This window comes from Emticicia agri, from assembly GCF_004168285.1.
In the GTDB taxonomy this organism is placed as follows: Bacteria; Bacteroidota; Bacteroidia; order Cytophagales; family Spirosomataceae; genus Emticicia; species Emticicia agri.
The window spans coordinates 17445-36528 of sequence record NZ_SEWF01000007.1 but is presented as its reverse complement, the minus strand read 5'-3'; the positions used below and the strand labels follow the sequence as shown (position 1 = coordinate 36528).

Annotated in this window: 21 protein-coding genes; 12 read left to right on the top strand and 9 right to left on the bottom strand. The window is 37.0% G+C overall.

Annotated elements, in window-relative coordinates; genetic code table 11:
• Positions 1-60 precede the first annotated feature (60 nt).
• The 3 genes from EWM59_RS06340 to EWM59_RS06330 all read left to right on the top strand — a co-directional run bounded on the left by EWM59_RS06340 (position 61) and on the right by EWM59_RS06330 (position 1666).
• Entirely contained in the window at positions 61-420 is a 360-nt protein-coding gene (locus EWM59_RS06340) for a LytR/AlgR family response regulator transcription factor (RefSeq protein ID WP_130020109.1), read from the top strand.
• A gap of 411 nt (positions 421-831) precedes the next feature.
• Positions 832-1428 (top strand): DUF4142 domain-containing protein, encoded by a 597-nt coding sequence (locus EWM59_RS06335; protein WP_130020108.1) that lies wholly within the window; start codon positions 832-834, stop codon positions 1426-1428.
• A gap of 43 nt (positions 1429-1471) precedes the next feature.
• Complete coding sequence (locus EWM59_RS06330) at positions 1472-1666, top strand: DUF2188 domain-containing protein (protein WP_130020107.1); 195 nt, start codon at positions 1472-1474, stop codon at positions 1664-1666.
• A 72-nt stretch (positions 1667-1738) separates the two neighbouring features.
• Here EWM59_RS06330 and EWM59_RS06325 read toward each other — a convergent pair whose 3' ends face one another.
• Positions 1739-3001, bottom strand: coding sequence for an asparagine synthetase B (locus EWM59_RS06325; protein WP_130020106.1), 1263 nt, complete (start codon positions 2999-3001; stop codon positions 1739-1741).
• Between the two features lie 204 nt (positions 3002-3205).
• Here EWM59_RS06325 and EWM59_RS06320 point away from each other — a divergent pair, with 204 nt between their 5' ends.
• Together EWM59_RS06320 and EWM59_RS06315 are read left to right on the top strand one after the other, a co-directional pair.
• Entirely contained in the window at positions 3206-3559 is a 354-nt protein-coding gene (locus tag EWM59_RS06320) for a YciI family protein (RefSeq protein WP_130020105.1), read from the top strand.
• Positions 3552-4814, top strand: a complete 1263-nt coding sequence (locus tag EWM59_RS06315) for an RNA polymerase sigma factor (RefSeq protein WP_229239291.1) — start codon at positions 3552-3554, stop codon at positions 4812-4814. Before EWM59_RS06320 ends, EWM59_RS06315 begins: the two co-directional genes overlap by 8 nt.
• A 30-nt stretch (positions 4815-4844) precedes the next feature.
• Here the strand turns inward: EWM59_RS06315 and EWM59_RS06310 are convergent, their stop codons facing one another.
• Positions 4845-6407: a M20/M25/M40 family metallo-hydrolase gene (locus EWM59_RS06310; protein ID WP_130020104.1), complete on the bottom strand. Its 1563-nt coding sequence runs from the start codon at positions 6405-6407 to the stop codon at positions 4845-4847.
• Positions 6408-6662: 255 nt separating this feature from the next.
• Here EWM59_RS06310 and EWM59_RS06305 point away from each other — a divergent pair, with 255 nt between their 5' ends.
• Together EWM59_RS06305 and EWM59_RS06300 are read left to right on the top strand one after the other, a co-directional pair.
• Positions 6663-7904, top strand: a complete 1242-nt coding sequence (locus tag EWM59_RS06305) for an ABC transporter permease (RefSeq protein ID WP_130020103.1) — start codon at positions 6663-6665, stop codon at positions 7902-7904.
• Positions 7905-8036: 132 nt separating this feature from the next.
• The gene (locus EWM59_RS06300; protein WP_130020102.1) at positions 8037-8402 is read left to right on the top strand and encodes a DUF2304 domain-containing protein; all 366 of its coding nucleotides are present in this window, start codon (positions 8037-8039) and stop codon (positions 8400-8402) included.
• A gap of 71 nt (positions 8403-8473) precedes the next feature.
• On the opposite strand, the gene secG is transcribed toward EWM59_RS06300, so the two are convergent.
• From secG to EWM59_RS06285, 3 genes are all read right to left on the bottom strand, one after another.
• Positions 8474-8842: a preprotein translocase subunit SecG gene (secG, locus tag EWM59_RS06295; RefSeq protein ID WP_130020101.1), complete on the bottom strand. Its 369-nt coding sequence runs from the start codon at positions 8840-8842 to the stop codon at positions 8474-8476.
• Between the two features lie 57 nt (positions 8843-8899).
• Positions 8900-9562: a DUF8458 domain-containing protein gene (locus tag EWM59_RS06290; RefSeq protein ID WP_130020100.1), complete on the bottom strand. Its 663-nt coding sequence runs from the start codon at positions 9560-9562 to the stop codon at positions 8900-8902.
• 183 nt (positions 9563-9745) lie between these two features.
• Positions 9746-10690 (bottom strand): malate dehydrogenase, encoded by a 945-nt coding sequence (locus EWM59_RS06285; protein ID WP_130020099.1) that lies wholly within the window; start codon positions 10688-10690, stop codon positions 9746-9748.
• Positions 10691-11033: 343 nt separating this feature from the next.
• On the opposite strand from EWM59_RS06285, the gene EWM59_RS06280 reads away from it, so the two are divergent.
• The 3 genes from EWM59_RS06280 (at position 11034) to EWM59_RS06270 (ending at position 12638) form a co-directional block, all read left to right on the top strand.
• Positions 11034-11465, top strand: a complete 432-nt coding sequence (locus EWM59_RS06280) for a YkvA family protein (RefSeq protein WP_130020098.1) — start codon at positions 11034-11036, stop codon at positions 11463-11465.
• A gap of 91 nt (positions 11466-11556) precedes the next feature.
• Complete coding sequence (locus EWM59_RS06275; RefSeq protein ID WP_130020097.1) at positions 11557-11736, top strand: Sec-independent protein translocase subunit TatA/TatB; 180 nt, start codon at positions 11557-11559, stop codon at positions 11734-11736.
• Positions 11737-12347: 611 nt separating this feature from the next.
• Complete coding sequence (locus EWM59_RS06270) at positions 12348-12638, top strand: hypothetical protein (protein WP_130020096.1); 291 nt, start codon at positions 12348-12350, stop codon at positions 12636-12638.
• 73 nt (positions 12639-12711) lie between these two features.
• Here EWM59_RS06270 and EWM59_RS06265 read toward each other — a convergent pair whose 3' ends face one another.
• Positions 12712-13326 (bottom strand): IMPACT family protein, encoded by a 615-nt coding sequence (locus EWM59_RS06265; protein WP_130020095.1) that lies wholly within the window; start codon positions 13324-13326, stop codon positions 12712-12714.
• A 172-nt stretch (positions 13327-13498) separates the two neighbouring features.
• Between EWM59_RS06265 and clpB the strand changes: the two genes are divergently transcribed.
• Positions 13499-16117 (top strand): ATP-dependent chaperone ClpB, encoded by a 2619-nt coding sequence (gene clpB, locus EWM59_RS06260; RefSeq protein WP_130020094.1) that lies wholly within the window; start codon positions 13499-13501, stop codon positions 16115-16117.
• Positions 16118-16186: 69 nt separating this feature from the next.
• Here clpB and EWM59_RS06255 read toward each other — a convergent pair whose 3' ends face one another.
• A complete protein-coding gene (locus tag EWM59_RS06255) occupies positions 16187-17164 on the bottom strand; it encodes a bifunctional helix-turn-helix transcriptional regulator/GNAT family N-acetyltransferase (protein ID WP_130020093.1) in 978 nt (325 codons plus the stop codon).
• Between the two features lie 82 nt (positions 17165-17246).
• Here EWM59_RS06255 and EWM59_RS06250 point away from each other — a divergent pair, with 82 nt between their 5' ends.
• Entirely contained in the window at positions 17247-17687 is a 441-nt protein-coding gene (locus EWM59_RS06250) for a GNAT family N-acetyltransferase (RefSeq protein WP_130020092.1), read from the top strand.
• 67 nt (positions 17688-17754) lie between these two features.
• Here EWM59_RS06250 and EWM59_RS06245 read toward each other — a convergent pair whose 3' ends face one another.
• Positions 17755-18327, bottom strand: coding sequence for a pentapeptide repeat-containing protein (locus EWM59_RS06245; protein ID WP_130020091.1), 573 nt, complete (start codon positions 18325-18327; stop codon positions 17755-17757).
• Between the two features lie 7 nt (positions 18328-18334).
• A complete protein-coding gene (locus tag EWM59_RS06240; RefSeq protein ID WP_130020090.1) occupies positions 18335-19081 on the bottom strand; it encodes a TrmH family RNA methyltransferase in 747 nt (248 codons plus the stop codon).
• Positions 19082-19084: the final 3 nt, after the last annotated feature.

Below are 19084 nucleotides of genomic sequence, written 5' to 3'. Positions count from 1 at the left end.
AATATTTCTTTATTTGGTAGAGGTTTTACTTAGTATTAAGTAAAACTTATCACAATTGTCATGAAAACTCACTTTCCAATGAATCCATCGTTTACCCTACGTTTTTTGAGTGGAGGCAAATCGAAGTACATTCGCCCCGAAGAAATAATCTTTCTTGAGAGCAAAATTAATTATACAATTCTGTATCTGACAAAGGGAAGAACCTTGCTGAGTGCACGAAATTTACAGGTTTATGAGCAAAAACTAACAGATGTATCAAGTTTCTTCAGAATTCATCGTGGGGTTATTATCAATATGTTGCACATCGAGAAAATAAAACTGGAGAAATTTACAGGCTCGGTATATCTACATTCAGGTGAGCAGCTATGTATTTCAAGAAGAAGGATTAAAGATTTTGAAGCAAAATATAAGCAAATTTAGGCTTAACCGCCTAAAACTTGCCGTAAAGCCGTCAGATAAATACCAATTTTATCGACGGCTTTTTTATAAATCACTCATTGCTAATGAATTAGGCCTTTGTTTGTGGATAAACTATAGCATTTATTGCTTCTTATTTGGGGTATTTATGCCACTTAATTTATCTATTTCAGGAATTATTAAGCAAAATTTAAAAATTTTCTTAATCCCCAATACTCGGAAAAAAACACCCAATGTGTAGAAAAAAATACCCGTATTTCTGAATGTTCTTTCTAAATTTCTACACTGGCATAAAAAAATGAGATTTTTTAGTCAGCGATGGTTAGTAGAAAATAAACCACAGAAAAATACTTTTTTAAGGATTGGCATAGGTTTTTTAACATTATAAGCATAAACTAAATCCTTTTTTTTATCATGAAAACAAAAAGCATTTTATTAGGCTCAGCCATTGTGTTTACATTAGGAATGGCATCTTGTAATTCAAACACATCTGAGGATTCAAAAGACTCTACTGAACAAGTAAACAATGAAGCAATTGAAGCAACAGCACCAACAGACTCTGTAGCTTCGGCTCAAAAAGATGATGCAGAAATGGTAGTAGATCTGGCAAGTGGTGGGATGTTTGAAGTTGAATTAGCAAAAGTAGCAGTACAAAAGGCTACTTCTTCAGAAGTTAAGTCGTTTGCTCAGATGATGATTGATGACCACACCAAGGCAAACAATGAACTTAAAAGTCTTGCCGAGAGTAAAAACATTGTTTTACCAACGACCTTAAGTGATAAACATCAGAAAGACTTAAATGATGTGTCAGAGAAGACTGGTAAAGACTTTGATAGAAAGTATATGGACGTAATGGTAGAAGATCATAAGAAGGATATTGATAAGTTTGAGAAATTGGCCGATAAAGGTAATGATGCAGATTTGAAAGCCTTTGCGTCTAAGACACTTCCAACATTGAATCATCATAAAGAGGAAGCGGACAGAATTGAGAAGTTAACAGATAAGCAGTAATAGACGAGAATAGAGTAAAACTGTTCTCATAAACGATAAGATTATGCCCTGGACAAAATCAGAATATCCGCCATCCATGAAAAATCTTACTGCACCAGTCAGAAATAAGGCAGTTGAAATTGCAAATGCTTTATTAGAAGAAGGTAAGGAAGAAGGATCTGCTATTGCTATTGCGACTGCTAAAGCAGAAGAATGGGCACAAAACAGAGGTAAAAAAGTTAAGAAAGGTGATTCTTAACAATACATAAACAGTAAAAAATGGCCTGGAAGTCAAACTTCCAGGCCATTTTTTACTGTTTATATTCTGAGCTTAAGTCTTTAATTTTTTCTTTTTTGCCGCAGGGAATAATACATTATTCAGAATCAGTCGATACCCTGCTGAATTGGGGTGAAGATTCAAGTCAGTTGGTTCTTCGCCAACATAATGCTGATAATCTTCGGGGTCATGCCCACCGTAGAAAGTCCAGAAACCTTTACCCATTGTACCATGAATATATCTTGCTTCGCCTAATGAGCGATTTTCGGCCATTGTTATCACTTCAGGCTTAATATATTGCTTCTTGAATGCCGTGGTCTGACCCATAAATCCTTTAATAAGGTTTGCATGGTTTTGCGTAAGCATGGTAGGAATAGGATCCCATTTGGCCGAAAACTGAAATAAAGAAAAGTAGTCGTTGCTCTCGGTAACGCCACGTTCCTCTTGTTGATTATCAATTGATGAAAACTCTAATTCGTAAGGATTGATAATTAATCTGTAATTCTGAAAAGCAAAACTGTTTTCAAATTTCAGTTTTTTATCAGCGTTCGGGTCGGCACCATCCCCATCATAAGGCGATTCTACAATATCAATTCCATCAGCGGCTAAGGCAATATCAAAAGTATCAGTAGCATTACACATGGCAAACATATAACCACCACCTGCTACAAAATCCCTGATTTTTTTCGATACAGCTAATTTTAAATCCGGAATTTTTGCAAAATTATATTTTCTGGCAATAGTCTCCGCTTCCTGCTTTTGCTCCTGATACCATGCCTGGCCACGCATCCGTAGAAATTTACCGAATTGTCCGGTAAAATCTTCATGGTGCAGGTGTAGCCAATCGTATTCGGGAAGTTTATTTTCCAAGACCTCTTCGTCAAATATCTTATCGTAAGGTATTTCGGCATAAGTTAAAACCAGTGTTACGGCATCATCCCAGGGTTGGGTTGTTTTGGGCGAGTAAACAGCTATTTTTGGCGCTTTATTTAATTTTACAGCATCCATGTTGGCATCAGGAGAGGCTATCTGCGCTAAAATAGATTGTGATTCCGCATCAGAAATCATTTCATAGCTTACCCCTCTGATAACACATTCGTTAATATAGCTTTGAGAGGCATCAAATAAAAAACTCCCACCCCGGTAATTTAATAGCCATTCAACTTCTGCTGCGTGTTCTTTCAATAACCAAAAAGCAATGCCATAGGCTTTTAAATGGTTTTTTTGACTTTCATCCATCGGAATCAGTATTTTATTGGCAAATACATGAGAGACAAATGAAAGGGAAAAGGTTAATAAAATTAGTAATTTCTTCATACTTAAAACCAAATTAATTTAAGATATTACAGCAATCTTTATACCAACTAACGAAAAAAAAGTCGCCTTATTGGGTATTGATTATTCTTTAAGAATTAGCCATTAAGCAATTTAAAAATTTTTTTTGAATGAATGTCCAAAACCGGAAATTTGGTTCGTCTTCAGAGCAAAATTTAATTCAGTTAACATTTAAAATTCAACATCATGGAAAAATTTATGCTTATCTTCCGCAACGAAATGCAAGTCGAATCAATGTATGAAAATTTTTCACCTGAGGACATGCAGGCGGAATTAGAAAAGTGGAACAACTGGATAGGAGGGATAGCAGCACAAGGCAAACTGATTGCTACCGATGCGCTTTATCCTACCGGAAAGAGTGTAAAAGGATTAAATCATGTGGTAACAGATGGCCCTTATACCGAAGCCAAGGAAATTGTGAGTGGCTATATGCTACTGAAAGCTGACTCAATTGAAGAAGCCATAGAATTATCGAAGGGGTGTCCTATGTATGATTATGAAAGTGTGGTTGAAGTAAGACCTATTCAGAATTTTGGCTGATACAACAAAATACGAGCATATTAATCTGTTAGTCAGTCATCTTTTTCGCCATGAAGCGGGAAAGATGACTGCTGTTTTGGCACGTATGTTCGGTTTTGATAGAATTGAAATTGCCGAAGATATAGTGCAGGATACACTTTTAAAGGCATTGAACGAGTGGAGGAGTCAGATTCCTGAAAATCCCTCGGCGTGGCTTTATAGGGTAGCCAAGAATCAGGCACTTGATTTATTACGCAGAGAAAAATTATTTGGCGAAATAAAGGAAGAATTAACCTATCTATCAGAACAACAGGAACATGTATTAGGCAAACTTTTTCTTGATGATGAAATAGAAGATAGTCAGTTAAGAATGTTATTTGCCTGTTGCCATCCGGCTATTGCCTTAGAATCTCAGATTACCCTGAGCCTTAAAACATTAGGCGGATTAAGTGCGGCTGAAATTGCCCGTGCTTTTCTGACTACCGAAGATACCATCAATAAGCGATTGTATCGGGCAAAAGAGAAAATACGAAGTGAGCAAATTGTATTAGAAGTGCCACAATCGAAAGAATTAGTAGTTCGTCTGGAAGCCGTATTAAAAATTGTATATCTGATATTTAATGAAGGATATAGCTCTTCGTACCCAGACCAGGTAATCAGACACGATTTATGCGAAGATGCCATTCGTATCTGTCTACTTTTAACCAGAAATACACTCACTAATTTGCCCAAGACTAATGCGCTTTTAGCTTTGATGTGTTTTCAGGCGGCTCGTTTTCCGGCAAGACTTGATGATAAAGGTGCTATTGTTTTATTGAAAGATCAGGACCGTAGTTTGTGGGATGCCTTCATGACCTCTCGTGCCTATGAATTTTTCAGGAAATCGTCAGCAGGTAACGAAATCAGTGAATATCATATTGAAGCGGCCATTGCTTCTTATCATGCTTCTGCTAAGAGTTTTGAAAAAACTAATTGGGAAGTAATTTTAAGACTATATAATCTTTTAGCAGATATAAAACCAACCCCGTTTGTATTTTTGAACAGAGCTATTGTAAAAGGGTATGTATATGGAGCAAAAGTGGCTTTAGAAGACCTTGTAAAATTGGAGAGTTTGCATCAGAACTATGTATATCAGACTGCTAAAGGAGATTTATATGCCGAATTGAAAGAAAATACCTTAGCCCGGCAATGTTATGAAAAAGCTTTAAATCTGGTTACATCAGAACCTGAGAAACGCCTCCTTGAAAAAAAAATGCGTCAATTAAAAGGCCTATGATTCTTTGTGAGCCATAGGCCTTTGTAGCTATTAGTCTAAGCCGCCTTTGCGAGTAGGAGACCTTTTTGTGGGCCAGCTACCGGGTTCTCCTTTTTCGTTGAGCGGTAAGATACTTTTTTCTGTAGAGGTTTTGGCAGGGTCTTCACTTGCCTGATAAGCCAATATTGCTGCCAGAATAGCGTTGTTACGCACATCGTCAAAAACAATTTTATCGTAAGTATCGCGATTTGTATGCCAGGTATAAGTGCCATACGACCAGTTCAATGAACTTAAAGAGAATCCGGGAGCACCAGCGGCTACAAAAGAGGCAAAGTCGGAGCCACCACCGCCCGGAGCACCAGGAAAACGAGTTTCCAGTCCTTTTTTATATTCAGCAGGGACTTTAGACAACCAACGACCAAGGTAGTCGTAGGCATGTAAATAACCCTGGCCTGTAATATTTACCACTCTACCTGTACCATTATCCTGATTAAACAGTGCCTGCAGGTTAGATACAATTTCCGGATGGTCTTCTACAAACGCTCTTGAACCATTCAGCCCTTGCTCTTCACTACCCCAATGGCCTACGAGAATGGTTCTTTTAGGGTTTGGGTAAAATTTCTTTAGTAAACGCATGGCTTCCATCATGACGATAGTGCCTGTACCATTGTCGGTTGCACCTGTGCCGCCATCCCATGAGTCGAAGTGAGCAGAGAGCATCACATATTCATTAGGTTTTTCTGAGCCTTTTATTTCGGCAATGGTATTAAATGTAGGCACTACCCCTAATTCTTTAGAGTCGGCACGGACACTGATTTTAGGTTTAATACCCGACTCTGTTAATCTGTATAACAGACCATAATCTTCTAATGAAATATCAACGGTCGGGATAGTTTTGGTATTAGCTCCAAAAATCTTATTAGCTCCAAATCCTCTTGACCAATAACACATCACTATACCTACAGCTCCTGCTTTTTCTAAAGCCACAGGAAGTGTGCGGGTGTTATAACCTGTTTTGCTGATACGTTTTGTCCAGGCTTCTGTTTGCGCAGTGCGGTCGGCTTTCATTTTTTCAAATGATTCTTTTGTGCCGAATTCTTCCCAGTTATAGTCGGGGCGACCAGTTGGCTGATTCATCGAAATCATCACAAACTTACCCTTTACGCTGGGTAGCCATTTTTGAAATGCCAGTGAATCGACCAAATCGGGGATAATAATCGTTTCGGCAACTACTGATTGGCCTTTAGTACTTGGGCTCCAGGCCAGTTGTGTGCCTTCTAATGATTTGACATGGGGCGACACCATATCAATGTGTGATACGCCTCTTTCCCAACCACGCCATTCTCCCCATTTTTCGTTTTTGGCAGAGATTCCCCAAGATTTGTATTTATCGATAGCCCAGTCGTGCGCTTCTTTCATTTGTGGAGAGCCTACCAAGCGTGGACCAATGCCATCCATTAATTCGTGGGCAATTTTTTCGAGCTGAGAGTTTTCAGTAGCCTCTTTAATAATATTGGCAATAACAGGGTCTTTTGATGTTTCTTTGGTTTGTGCAAAACTAAAGCTACCAGATAGCATCAAACCAACCATGAGAGAACGGGTAGTTTTTTTCATGTAGAGTTTGTTTGTGATGTTAATTCAGGTTCCTAAATTAAGGAATTCCTGTTTAATTTGGTTAATTTTATTTAAAAGTATAAGATGAAGCCTTGTTCCTGAGGAAAATGAGACGATTCGTTTAAAAATAATGATAAACGGCTAAATCAATTATCTCATTGGTTTGTAGGTTTCAAAACTCTTGTGGAAATTTGTAATTATAAATGATGCCAATTATATCATTTTATTCTCTCCATTTTTTTAGCAGGTAATCAAATGAATTTACAAGAAAATGTCCGGGAAGGGCTTAGGTCTATACAAGGAAATATGCTCCGTACGGTGCTTACAGCCTTGATTATTGCTATTGGTATTACCTCATTAGTAGGTATTCTGACAGCAATTGATGGTATGCAAAGCTCGGTAGATAATAGTTTTGCCGGCTTGGGAGCCAATTCGTTTGATATCAAAGGCCCAAGACCCTGGAGACGCAGGAGTGGGGGAGTAGATGATAAAGATTTTCCGCCTATTGATTACCGACAGGCAAAATTGTATAAAACCCTGTTTCAGGGTAAAACTCCTGCAACTATCAGTATCTATACAAACGTGGCCGGAGCGGCTCAGTTGAAATATAAATCTATCAAAACAAATCCTAATACGCTGATACGTGGTATTGATGAAGATTTTTTGACAATTAAAGGATATAGATTGCTGGCTGGTAGAGATATTAATAAAAATGATATTGATTTTACGAACAATGTGGTGATTTTAGGAAGTGAGCTATCAACTTTGCTTTTTCCTAAAGAAAGCCCGATAGATAAAGAGATTACACTGCTTGGCTTAAGATTTAAGGTAATAGGTGTTTTGGAGAAGAAGGGGAGTATTAATGGGGGAGGCGATGATAGAGTAGCCCTTGTACCTTTAGAAACGGGCCGACAGATAGCTGGTAACAGAACACTGACTTTTGATATTACAACCTCTGTACCAAATGTGTCGGATATGGACTATATATTAGGTGAAGCAGAAGCTGTCATGCGACGTGTAAGGAAAGACCCTGTGAGTAAGCCCATGTCTTTTGAAATAGAACGCTCAGATGCTTTAGCGAAAGATTTTGAAGAGGTAACGGGTTATCTGAGGGTTGGGGGCTTTGGTATCGGAATAATCACTTTATTAGGAGCGGCTATTGCATTAATGAATATTATGATGGTGTCTGTAACTGAGCGCACCCGTGAAATAGGTATCAGGAAGGCTATTGGTGCTACACCGTTCAAAATCAGGTTACAATTCCTGATGGAAGCCATTGTTATCTGTATTTTAGGCGGTATTGGAGGTATTATCCTGGGTATATCTGTCGGGAATGTAATTGCCAAGGTTATTAGTGATAAAAGTAGCTTTATTGTACCTTGGGGGTGGATGCTTATGGGTATTATAGTATGTGTGGTAGTAGGTATTATATCAGGCATTTATCCTGCTTATAAAGCCTCAAAATTAGATCCTATTGAATCGCTTCGCTACGAATAGATATAAAGATAAACTCAACCTTAAAGGGTATGGAAATTAGTTTCTGTACCCTTTATTATTTGTAGGATTTTTGCCTGCAATTTTCTTAAATTTACTTCCGTTATTCATAAATCTACATTAGCTATCACTACTATGGCACGTATCCAGATTATTACCATTGTTATCAATTTCTTTTTTCTACTTTCAATCGCTTATCTGATTGTAAAAGGGAAACTGCGAGAAGAATATGCTATTGTATGGTTAGTATGTACCTTGTTTTTAGGGGTTTTTGCTATCTGGCGAAATGGACTTGAGGTGTTATCAAAGTTATTCGGGGTATATGAAGCCCCAAATCTGGTTTTTACAGGTTTTATCTTTATTATCTTGATTTATTTGTTACACCTATCAATTGTTAATTCAAAACTGCAAAAGAATATGACTAAACTGGCACAGGAAATAGCCTTACTGAAACAGGAGAATGAGGAGAAAAGGAAACAAGAAGAGTCTAAATCGAAATAACATTTAGGAATTATAAAACCAAAAGCCCTGATAACCGAATTATCAGGGCTTTTAAATATCCTAAAGAACTCTTATTTCTGCGGTTGAGCAGGAGTTGTATTAGCAGGTGTTTGAGCCGGAGCAGTAGCAGGGGCTTGTGCTGGAGCCGGAGTTGTTGAAGGACGAGTCTGAGTTTTTTCTACGTTCAGACCATTGTCTTGTACACCTGCACCGGTTTTGTCAATAAAAATACCCGATATTAAAGCTCCTACAATAATAAAAGCAAAGAAACCCCAGGTAAGTTGCTCTAATAAATCTCCTGTACGTTGCACACCGAACATCTGTGAGCCGGCACCACTAAATTCGCTTGATATGCCGCCACCTTTTGGATTCTGAATTAATACGATTAAAACTAATAAAATGGCAACAATAACCATCAAAACTAAAATTGTAGTGTACATCTTTTCAATTAAAATTAACTTTGAACAATGATTTATCTCGAAACAAGAACCTCTTTATCAAAGGCTCTTCTTTTCTAATTCGACGATTTTTGCTGCAAAGTAACTACTTTTTTCGGGATTCTTTGCAATAAGTTTATGATAAACTTCTATAGCCTGTTCAAATCGTCCCTGACGGGATAAAATTTTGGCATAACTCTCAGTCAAAAGCGGTCCTTTCATGGTTGTACTGCGCTCACTAAGGTCTTCTACTTCTTCGGTAGTGATATTGGTACGTATAGGCTGAATACGGGGCTCTTTTTTAATAAATTGCTCAATAAGAGCTAATTGTTCTTCCTGTATATTACGTAAGGCAGGTTTGGCAATAGATTCTATTAGTTCTTCTTCCAACTTTTCACGGTTTAATTCTTCCTCAATGGAATCAGGCGAAAATTTAACTTCAATGGGTGTATCAATTAAGCGGGCAGTAATATTGGCGTTCCAGTCAATATCATTTTCTATCACTTTGCGCAGGGCATTTCTGCTGAGGGCATAAATGGCTGCTTTACGGATAGCATCATGGGCGATTTCGGGGGCTTTAGTGTAAATTCCTTTGGCAATCATGGTATAGCCCAACTGGAAATATGGATACTTTTTGGTCATATTTTCCATGAGCATAATGTCGTTCAGGCTTAACGACTGCGGATTGTTCAGGAAGTCGATAAAGTTGTTCTTGTCAAGCATTTGTAAGCACGGTTATAAGAAACAATCAGGGATATTAGGATTCTTAATCAAATTTACGAATAAAACAATGAATTTGATTCAAATGTTTTAATAATTGTTTCTAAGAAAAGAAAAATCTCGCAGTTTTTACACTACGAGATTTTTTTATAAAAAAATCAGAATAAATCTTTCTTAATCAAGGAGTTAGATGCTCAAAGTACTTAAAACATTATTCATGTTTCTTACTGCATCGGCCGATTTTGCAAAGGCAGCCTGTTCTTCTTTATTCAGGCGGTAGTTAACAATTTTCTCCCAACCATTTCTGCCTAAAACTACCGGTACTCCTAAACAAATGTCTTTCTGTCCATATTCTCCATTCAGAGAAACAGAAGCAGGTACAATACGTTTTTCATCGCGGATAATAGCTTCTACCATAGAACATGAAGCAATGCCCGGCGCATACCATGCTGAGGTTCCTAACAAACCAGTTAAAGTAGCACCACCTACCATTGTATCGGCGGCAACTTTGGCTAAGGCTTCTTTAGAAATAAATCTGCTTGCAGGAATACCATTCCAGGTAGCTAAACGGGTAAGCGGAATCATGGTTGTATCGCCATGACCACCAATTACGTTAGCGTGTAAATCTCCTTGTGATACACCCATTGCTTGTGATAAATAATAACGGAAACGTGAAGAATCTAAAGCTCCACCCATGCCTATTACACGTTTTTTGTTAACGCCCATAGATTGTGCTACTTGCAGAGCAAGATAAGTCATGGTATCCATCGGGTTAGAAACAATCAATAAAATAGCTTTTGGCGAATGAGTAAGAATCTGAGTAACTACACCTTTTACAATACCCGCATTGATACCAATCAACTCTTCACGTGTCATACCCGGTTTACGTGGAAGACCAGAAGTGATAACAACTACATCAGATTTAGCCGTTTTAGCGTAGTCATTAGTTGAACCTATAATTTTAGTATCGAAACCCTCTAATGAAGCAGTCTGCATCAAATCCATTGCTTTTCCTTCGGCTACTCCTTGTTTGATGTCAAGCAATACTACTTCATCAACTATCTGTTTGCGAGCGATGTTATCGGCGGTGGTTGCTCCTACAGCACCTGCACCAACTACGGTTACTTTCATTTGCTAATAATACCCCTAATCCGTATTTAACGGAACTTATTTGGTTAGAAACTTATCATGCTTTGGGGTAGAATTTATTGACATGAAGTTTCATAAATATGTTAAATAGAATAATGTAATAATTGAGCCACAAACTTAATCATAATAATTTTGTTATATAACTTATATCATTAATGAATTTAAGCACAGGCTAAATACTTGTTTTAAATTTGGTTCAAATTTATTGGACAAAACCAATATAATACAAGGCTTTAGTGCGTTTTTTTTGTATTTTTCCATAAATCCTTACTTTTTTTCTGAATTTTTACGTTTATTAGAAATATAATAGCTTTATAAAACTCAAATGGCATCAGAAACCGGCAACCTGCTTTCAAGAGTATTAGAATCGGCCTTTTACAGAACTGCTTTAGGAAAAGCCCCAAGATTGGCAAAAAATGCCAATAGTTTACTTAAACTTTTAAAGAGTGCGCTTGTTAAAGTACAAGGCTTGGGAGTAGGGGCGACCTTTGATGTATTAAGAGATAAAGTTGTTTTATTAGGAGGATTAATAAAAGCCTATGCAACAGGCGAATATAGAAATATAGAATTCCAGAATCTTTTAAAAGTTATTGCGGGGTTTATCTATTTTATCTCCCCAATTGATTTGTTACCGGATTTTTTGCCCTTTGTCGGTCTGACCGACGATGTCGCTTTGCTGATGTTTATTATTAAAAGTATCAGTGATGAAATTGAAAAATTTGAACAATGGAAAAAGGTTGTGCCTCAGCCAGAGTAAAGACTTTAAGAGGAATTTAATTTTTTAGTTGTTTGAATTTCGTTTATATTTGTGTTAAATTATTGTAGAAAACATTTAAACTTATTACGTCATGTTTGGTCTTGGAACAACAGAGATGGTTTTGATTTTAGTAGTTGTCCTTTTCTTCTTCGGAGCTAAAAAACTTCCAGAATTAGCTCGTGGATTAGGTAAAGGTATCCGTGAATTCAAAGATGCTTCTCGTGAAGTAAAAGAAAATATCGAAAAGGCAGCTACAGAAGATACTAAATAATATTTTCTTATTCAGCCCTAACCCATAAAACAATAGCATTCGTGTTTTTGCATGAACTGCTATTGTTTTTTTGTTTATATACTTTTGTTGAAAATTGAGCGATCGGATGAATTAGTGATAGAAACCGATTGCCAAGACTTATTTATTTTTCTTACTACCTCTCAATTAACCCCGTTTACTTATTAAAGTATTCGTATCAGAACATCACAGACTGGTTTATCAGAACTACCGAAATTACCTTTGTTTACTGTCTTCTTCCACTTTTATATTTATTTCTGGTTATTCATTATTATCTGACACAATTCAAAAACTGATGATACTGTGTATCCCCATGTCTTAAATAAATTACATTTTTCAAGATATGCTATGTATTATTATATAAACGTAGTTTTTCTGATTTTTGAATATTTTCAGCGTAATTGATTGTTTTTGAAACGTGATTTTATAGAATTATGAAAATAACTATTGTATTATTCTAATATTAAAAGATACATATTTTAGATGTGTGTCAGAATATTATTTGGTTATACTAATATTTGCCAAAATTTATTTCAAAATACTTGACAAATACTTAATAATTATTTTACATTTGTACATCAAACAACAAAATCATGAGAAATAACATAGACAAAGAAACTTATACCTGGACAAGTAAAGTATTTGGTCTCCTTGGAGTCCTACTTTTATTAGTAAATATTTTCCTTTACTTCTCAACCAATCCAGCCCATGTGATGGCGTTTAAGTTTTCAAGTGCTGTTATGTTTTTGTTGTTAGCCGTAGTAGTATGGCTAAGATTAGAATACCTGAAAGTATTTAAAGTAGCTGTTTACAAAGCTCGTCGCGTGCCTATGTGGGCTTCTATCTTTGTATTTGTAGCAGTTGCCTTCACAAGACTCTTCTAACAAACTATAAATTGAATAAGAAAACTAAGCAGGATTTTGTCTTGCTTTTTTTTGTTTATAGAGCTTATAAGTTTTATAAAGTTAATAGATACTGTGTAGAGATACTATCAATTTTTTCCATTTTAGTTAATACCTGATTTAAAACGGATTTCCTGACTTCGATGGTGAGAGTACAGCGGTTATCATAAAGCTGATTGCTTATTTTTAGACCAAATTCCTTAATTACTTTCATTACCTCGTTCATTGTCTCAAAGTCAAAGTTTACTTCATATAAGTCATTTACTGTTTTTTGTGTCAATTCAGCATTAAGTAATGCTTCTATAGTAGCTGCTTTATAAGCATTAATAAGACCGGGGACACCCAGAAGCGTACCTCCAAAATAGCGAACTACCACTATTAGAATATTGGTAACATCTTTAGAAAGTAACACATTTAATATGGGTCTGCCTGCCGAACCTGATGGTTCTCCATCATCATTTACCCTGAATTGGTTTCGGTCTATACCTAATCGGTAAGCATAACAATGGTGATTGGCTTTGGGGTGCAGGCCACGAAGTGCATCTAAATATTTTTTCACCTCTTGTTCATCGTGGATAGGATAAGCAAAAGCTAAAAACTTACTTCCTCTGTCTTTAAAAAGCCCTTCGGTGGCTTGCTTAATAGTTGTATAGGTATCGTCGAAAAGCATATTGGTCTGAAATAAATGCCAAAATTGCTAAAAATGCTTGAGTATTAACTACGAAACTGCCTTTTTGTCTTTCTTGATTTTGTAAAAAATAGTTTTTTCTGACAATTTTTCCGAAAAAAGCCTATCTGCATATTTTTTGTTGATATAGACACAAATACAAAATTGTTGAAAGATGAATGTTAATCAATATACCATAAAAGCTCAGGAGATTATTCAACAAGCTGTGCAAATTGCCCAGGGAAATATGCAGCAGGCAGTTGAAACCGGGCATCTGCTAAAAGCATTGTTAGAAGAAGATGCCAATACATCTGCTTTTTTGTTGAATAAGCTGAATGTGAATGAAAATTTGTTTGCGAGTCGCTTAGAAAGCATTGTTAACGGCTACCCGAAAGTAAGTGGTGCACAACCTTATTTAGGCAATGACCTATCGGCAGCTTTAGCAAAAGCTCAGAGTTACCTGAAAGAATTTAACGACCAGTTTGTGAGTGTAGAGCTACTCTACCTGGGTTTAGTAGCAGGAAAAGATGCAGTAGCCAGCTTAATGAAAGAAGTAGGCTTTAAAGAGAAAGAACTAAAATCCACTATACAGGAACTAAGAGGTAAAAATAATCCAGTGAAAGACCAGAACGCAGAAAATACTTATCAAGCCCTTGCACGATACAGCAAAAATCTGAATGATTTAGCCCGTCAAGGCAAAATTGACCCGGTAATCGGACGTGATGAAGAGATTCGTCGGGTATTACAGATATTATCACGTCGTACCAAAAATAATCCGATTCTTTTAGGTGAGCCAGGTGTAGGTAAAACGGCGATTGTTGAGGGGCTGGCTCAAAGAATCGTATCGGGTGATGTACCTGAAAACCTGAAATCCAAAACCATCGTATCGTTAGATATGGGTTTGTTGATTGCAGGGGCTAAATACAAAGGTGAATTTGAAGAGCGTCTGAAAGCCGTTATTAAAGAAGTAACTGATTCAGAAGGGGAGATGGTGTTGTTTATTGATGAGATTCATACCTTGATTGGTGCAGGTGCAGGCGGTGATAGTGCAATGGACGCAGCCAACTTATTGAAACCGGCTTTATCTCGTGGAGAATTACATACTATTGGTGCTACCACACTTAGCGAGTATCAGAAATATATAGAAAAAGATAAAGCCTTAGAGCGCCGTTTCCAGTCGGTTATGGTTGATGAACCAAACGTACCTGATGCGATTTCGATTCTACGCGGTATTAAAGAAAAATACGAACTGCATCATGGGGTGCGTATTCAGGATGATGCCGTGATTGCAGCGGTTGAGTTATCTGACAGATATATTTCAGACCGTTTTTTACCAGACAAAGCTATTGACCTGATGGACGAAGCTGCTTCTAAACTTCGTCTGGAAATGGACTCAATGCCAGAAGAATTAGACGAGTTGAATCGTAAGATAATGCAATTGGAGATTGAAAGAGAGGCGATTCGTCGTGAAAATAATAAAGACAAAGAAAGCATTCTGAATAAAGAAATTGCTGATTTGAGCGAGAAACGCAATGAGTTGAAAGCCAAATGGGAAAATGAAAAAGGTTCGATTAATGAATTACGTTCGTTAAAAGAGCAAATTGAGCAGTTGAAATTAGAAGCTGAACAAGCCGAGCGTGCAGGTGATTATGGAAAAGTAGCAGAGATACGGTACGGTAAATTAGTAGAGGCTAATAACAGGCTGAACGAAATTCAGAAAGAAGCAGATAGTACTCAGGCCACTTTATTGCATGAGGAAGTATCGGCTGAAAATATTGCTGAAGTGGTAGCTAAGTGGACGGGGATTCCGGTGGCTAAAATGCTACAAAGCGAACGAGAAAAATTATTGCATCTTGAAAAAGAACTCCATAATCGTGTAGCCGGACAAGATGAAGCCATTCAAGTAGTGGCTGATGCAGTTCGCCGCTCACGGGCGGGCTTGCAAGACCCTAAACGTCCGATTGGTAGTTTCTTATTCTTGGGGCCTACAGGTGTAGGTAAAACAGAATTGGCAAAAGCGCTCGCAGAATATCTATTTAATGATGATAATGCACTGGTCAGAATAGATATGAGTGAATATCAGGAGCGCCATGCTGTTAGCCGTTTGGTGGGAGCCCCTCCGGGATATGTTGGATATGATGAAGGGGGACAATTGACAGAGGCTATTCGTCGCAAACCGTATAGTGTTGTACTGTTAGACGAAATAGAAAAGGCTCACCCAGACGTTTGGAATATTTTATTACAGGTGCTCGATGAAGGGCGTCTGACTGATAATAAAGGTCGTGTGGCCAACTTTAAGAATACCATTATTATCATGACCTCAAACATGGGTAGTAATATTATTCAGGAGAAGTTTGCTGAAAACGAAGGGTGGAATTACCACCTGATTTTAGAAGAAACCAAAAATGCGGTTTTAGACCAACTGAAAGCCTTTGTGAGACCAGAATTTCTGAACCGTATTGATGAAATTGTATTGTTTGAGCCTTTAACTAAAGATAATCTTCATAAAATTATCAGTATTCAGTTCAAACAGATTCAGGCACGTGTGGCCGAACAAGGAATTACTTTAGAGGCTACTGATGAGGTTTTGGCTAAATTAGGCGAAGAAGGATACGACCCAAGTTTTGGTGCCAGACCTTTGAAACGAGTCTTGCAACGTAAAATTCTGAACGAACTCTCAAAAGATATATTAGCCGGAAAAGTGCACAAAGATTCGGTGATTATGATGGAATTGGATAGAGACGGAGAAATAATCTTTGAGAATGTAGGCAATGGTGCGTTTGAAATTGATTAAGTAATAGCTAAATGAAATAGATGCAGAATAGCCGTTGGTACTATCAGCGGCTATTTTTTATTGAGGTTGTTACAATTTTAATCGATAAATTTTCAAAACAATACCCTTAGGCAGAATATAATTGTCTGGTACTAAATCATTGCTGATTAGTTCAAAACCGTTGCTCTCATAAAAGCGATGGGCTGCATGCGTAACTAAAGGTGTGTCCAGCAAAATTTCTGTAAATTGCTGTTGTTTAGCCTCTTTAAGTAAAATTTCAAGTAATTTTGAGGCTAACCCCAATGCTTTGCCTCTATATTGTTTTTTGATGAACATTTTCCGTAAAACAGACTGCTTATCGTTCAGCCGTTCTAAGCCAATAGTACCCACTACTTCGTCATTTTTATTAAGGGCAACCCAAAGCCAGTTACCTTTATCGTTATAAAAGGCTTTCAGATTGTGCAAGTCAGGTTGTCTTTGAGCAGTTAATCCTAAATTAAATTCTCCATTCTGGATAGACAATACCATATCTTCTACCTGTTGCTGGTATTGCTCGTCAAAGAGTTTGATTTCAATCGGATTTTCTTTCATTTCCCTGAATGTCTCATAATACTGCTTTTTGAAGTCATTGTTATCAAGAAAATGCTCAAATTCTTCTAAGGCCAGTAAAATATTCTGTTGAGAACCACGAATAATCTTGGCATTGTTTTCTTTAAAACTCACCCACATTTCCTCTAACTGAGGTAAAGTCTGCCAGGCTTTTTCCGTTAGTTTCAAATGCCTTTTTCTGGCATCCTGTCCTGATTTTTCTGAGACTATCCATCCTGCTTTTTCCATTTCTCTGGCTAACTGTATTACACCGGGATGGCTGATATGCAGTATTTCAGCAATTTCCATAATCCCTTTTTCACCCTCTTTGCTTAATAAATAAAACAAAGGAAACCACTTTGATTCAAAGTCTATGCCCGAATTCCTGTATATTTCAGAGACCGATTTCATCATTCGGTCGCTGAGTCTTTTTAAGCGACTGCCGAGTGCCAACGCACCCAAATCTGATATTAAATCCATAATAGGTAATTAATTACGTAATTAGTTACGCAAATATTTGGAGAATAATTTTATTATGCAAATTTTTGCAAAAAAATAAAGTATGATGGAAATTATTAACGCTACAATTGACGATTTAGATACCTTAATGAATTTATATGATAGTGCAATTGCTCACCAAAAAGCAGTAAGTGATTTGGTGTGGAAAGGCTTTGATAAAGCGATGGTACTAAAAGAAATTGAAGACAACAGGCAATGGAAAATTGTGATTAATAACGAAGTGGCCTGCGTATTTATGATTGCCTATCATGACCCTGCCATATGGGACGAAAAAGATGTAGATTCGGCTATTTATATTCATCGTATTTCTACCAACCCTGATTTCAGGGGTAGGGGGTTTACTAAACTAATTACTGACTGGGCTATTGATTATGCCAGAGCTAATCAGATAGCTTATGTAAGATTAGATACATGGCAGGATAATGCCAACTGCATGAAGTTTATCAGAATGCCGGATATGCGAATGTTGGCAAAAAAACAATAACCCCATCAGAGGACCTGCCCAAACATTATTGGGGAACAACTTTAGGACTATTTGAAATCAAAGTAGTTTAATCTATGATAATATCATAGCTATCTAAAAGCCCGATGATGCCTTCTTTTGAAAATCTCGCTTTTTTGATACGATTGATTGCCGGAGAAATTGAGTAATTATATGATGTTCTGAAATCAGCTTTTTCAAGATTGGTATTGTCAAACTTGCTTTTAAACAAATCACATCCTTCGAAAACAGCATTACTCAAGTCGGCTTCTGTAAAGTCAACGTCTTGTAAGGTACAATTTCTGAACCTGGTTTTTTTGAGGCTTCTTTTATAGAAAGAAGAAAGGTTTAGCAAACAATTTTCAAAACTTACCTGAAATAAAAAAGGATTACACTGTTCGAAATGGATTCCCAGAAGTTTACAGTCTTTGAACTGAATGTCTCTCAGAAAAGTACCTGAGAGCGTTGCCGTACTTAAATTACAATTTTTAAATTCGCATTCGGTAAAAGTATAATTTGATAAATGTAAGTCGGCAAAATTACAGTTGTTGAAAGTACAGTTTTCGTATTCACCTTTAGCTAATGGTGTTGTAGAAAAATCAACTTTTTCAAAAGATACTTCTTCAAAATAAGTTTTACTCATGGCAGAATTATTTTCTTCTCATTAAATTATCTAAAACAATGGCTGTTGCAATGCCTACATTGAGAGATTCGGCATGACCAAACCGGGGAATAGTTACTTTGCTTGTAACAAGCTGCTCGACTATTGCACTGATGCCATTCGATTCGTTTCCTAAAACAATGTATCCGGCATCAGGAAAGCTGAATTGATGCAGGTTTTCATGATTCAGAAAAGTACCAATAACCGCAGGTTTCTGACTGGAAATCTTTTCAAAATAGGCTTGCAGATTGGTGTAAAAGGTCTGGATTCTGGTAAAAGAACCCATTGAGGCTGCTATTACTTTAGGGTTATAAAAATCAACGGTAGTATCAGAACAAATGACCTTTCTGATACCATACCAATCGGCAATACGCAGAATGGTACCCAGGTTACCCGGGTCTCGGATATCGTCTAAAACTAAAACAAATTCTTCAGAATCAGCCTGCAAACTGACGTTGGGTTTCATTTTTACCACAGCTAAAGCTGCATCGTTACTTTGAAGGGTGCTTATTTTCTCTAATTCTGTCTGAGAAATTTGTTCAACTAATATTTTTTTTAGTTTTTTTTCGTTTTCTTCAAAGAATTTAGGTGTACATAGCAACAGCTCAACCTGAAAATCAGAATCCATTAATTCCAGCACACTTTTAGAACCCTCTACTAAAAAAGTGTGGTGTTCCTGACGATATTTTTTTATTTGTAAGGATTGAACGTATTTTTGTTGCTGCTTAGAAAACATATC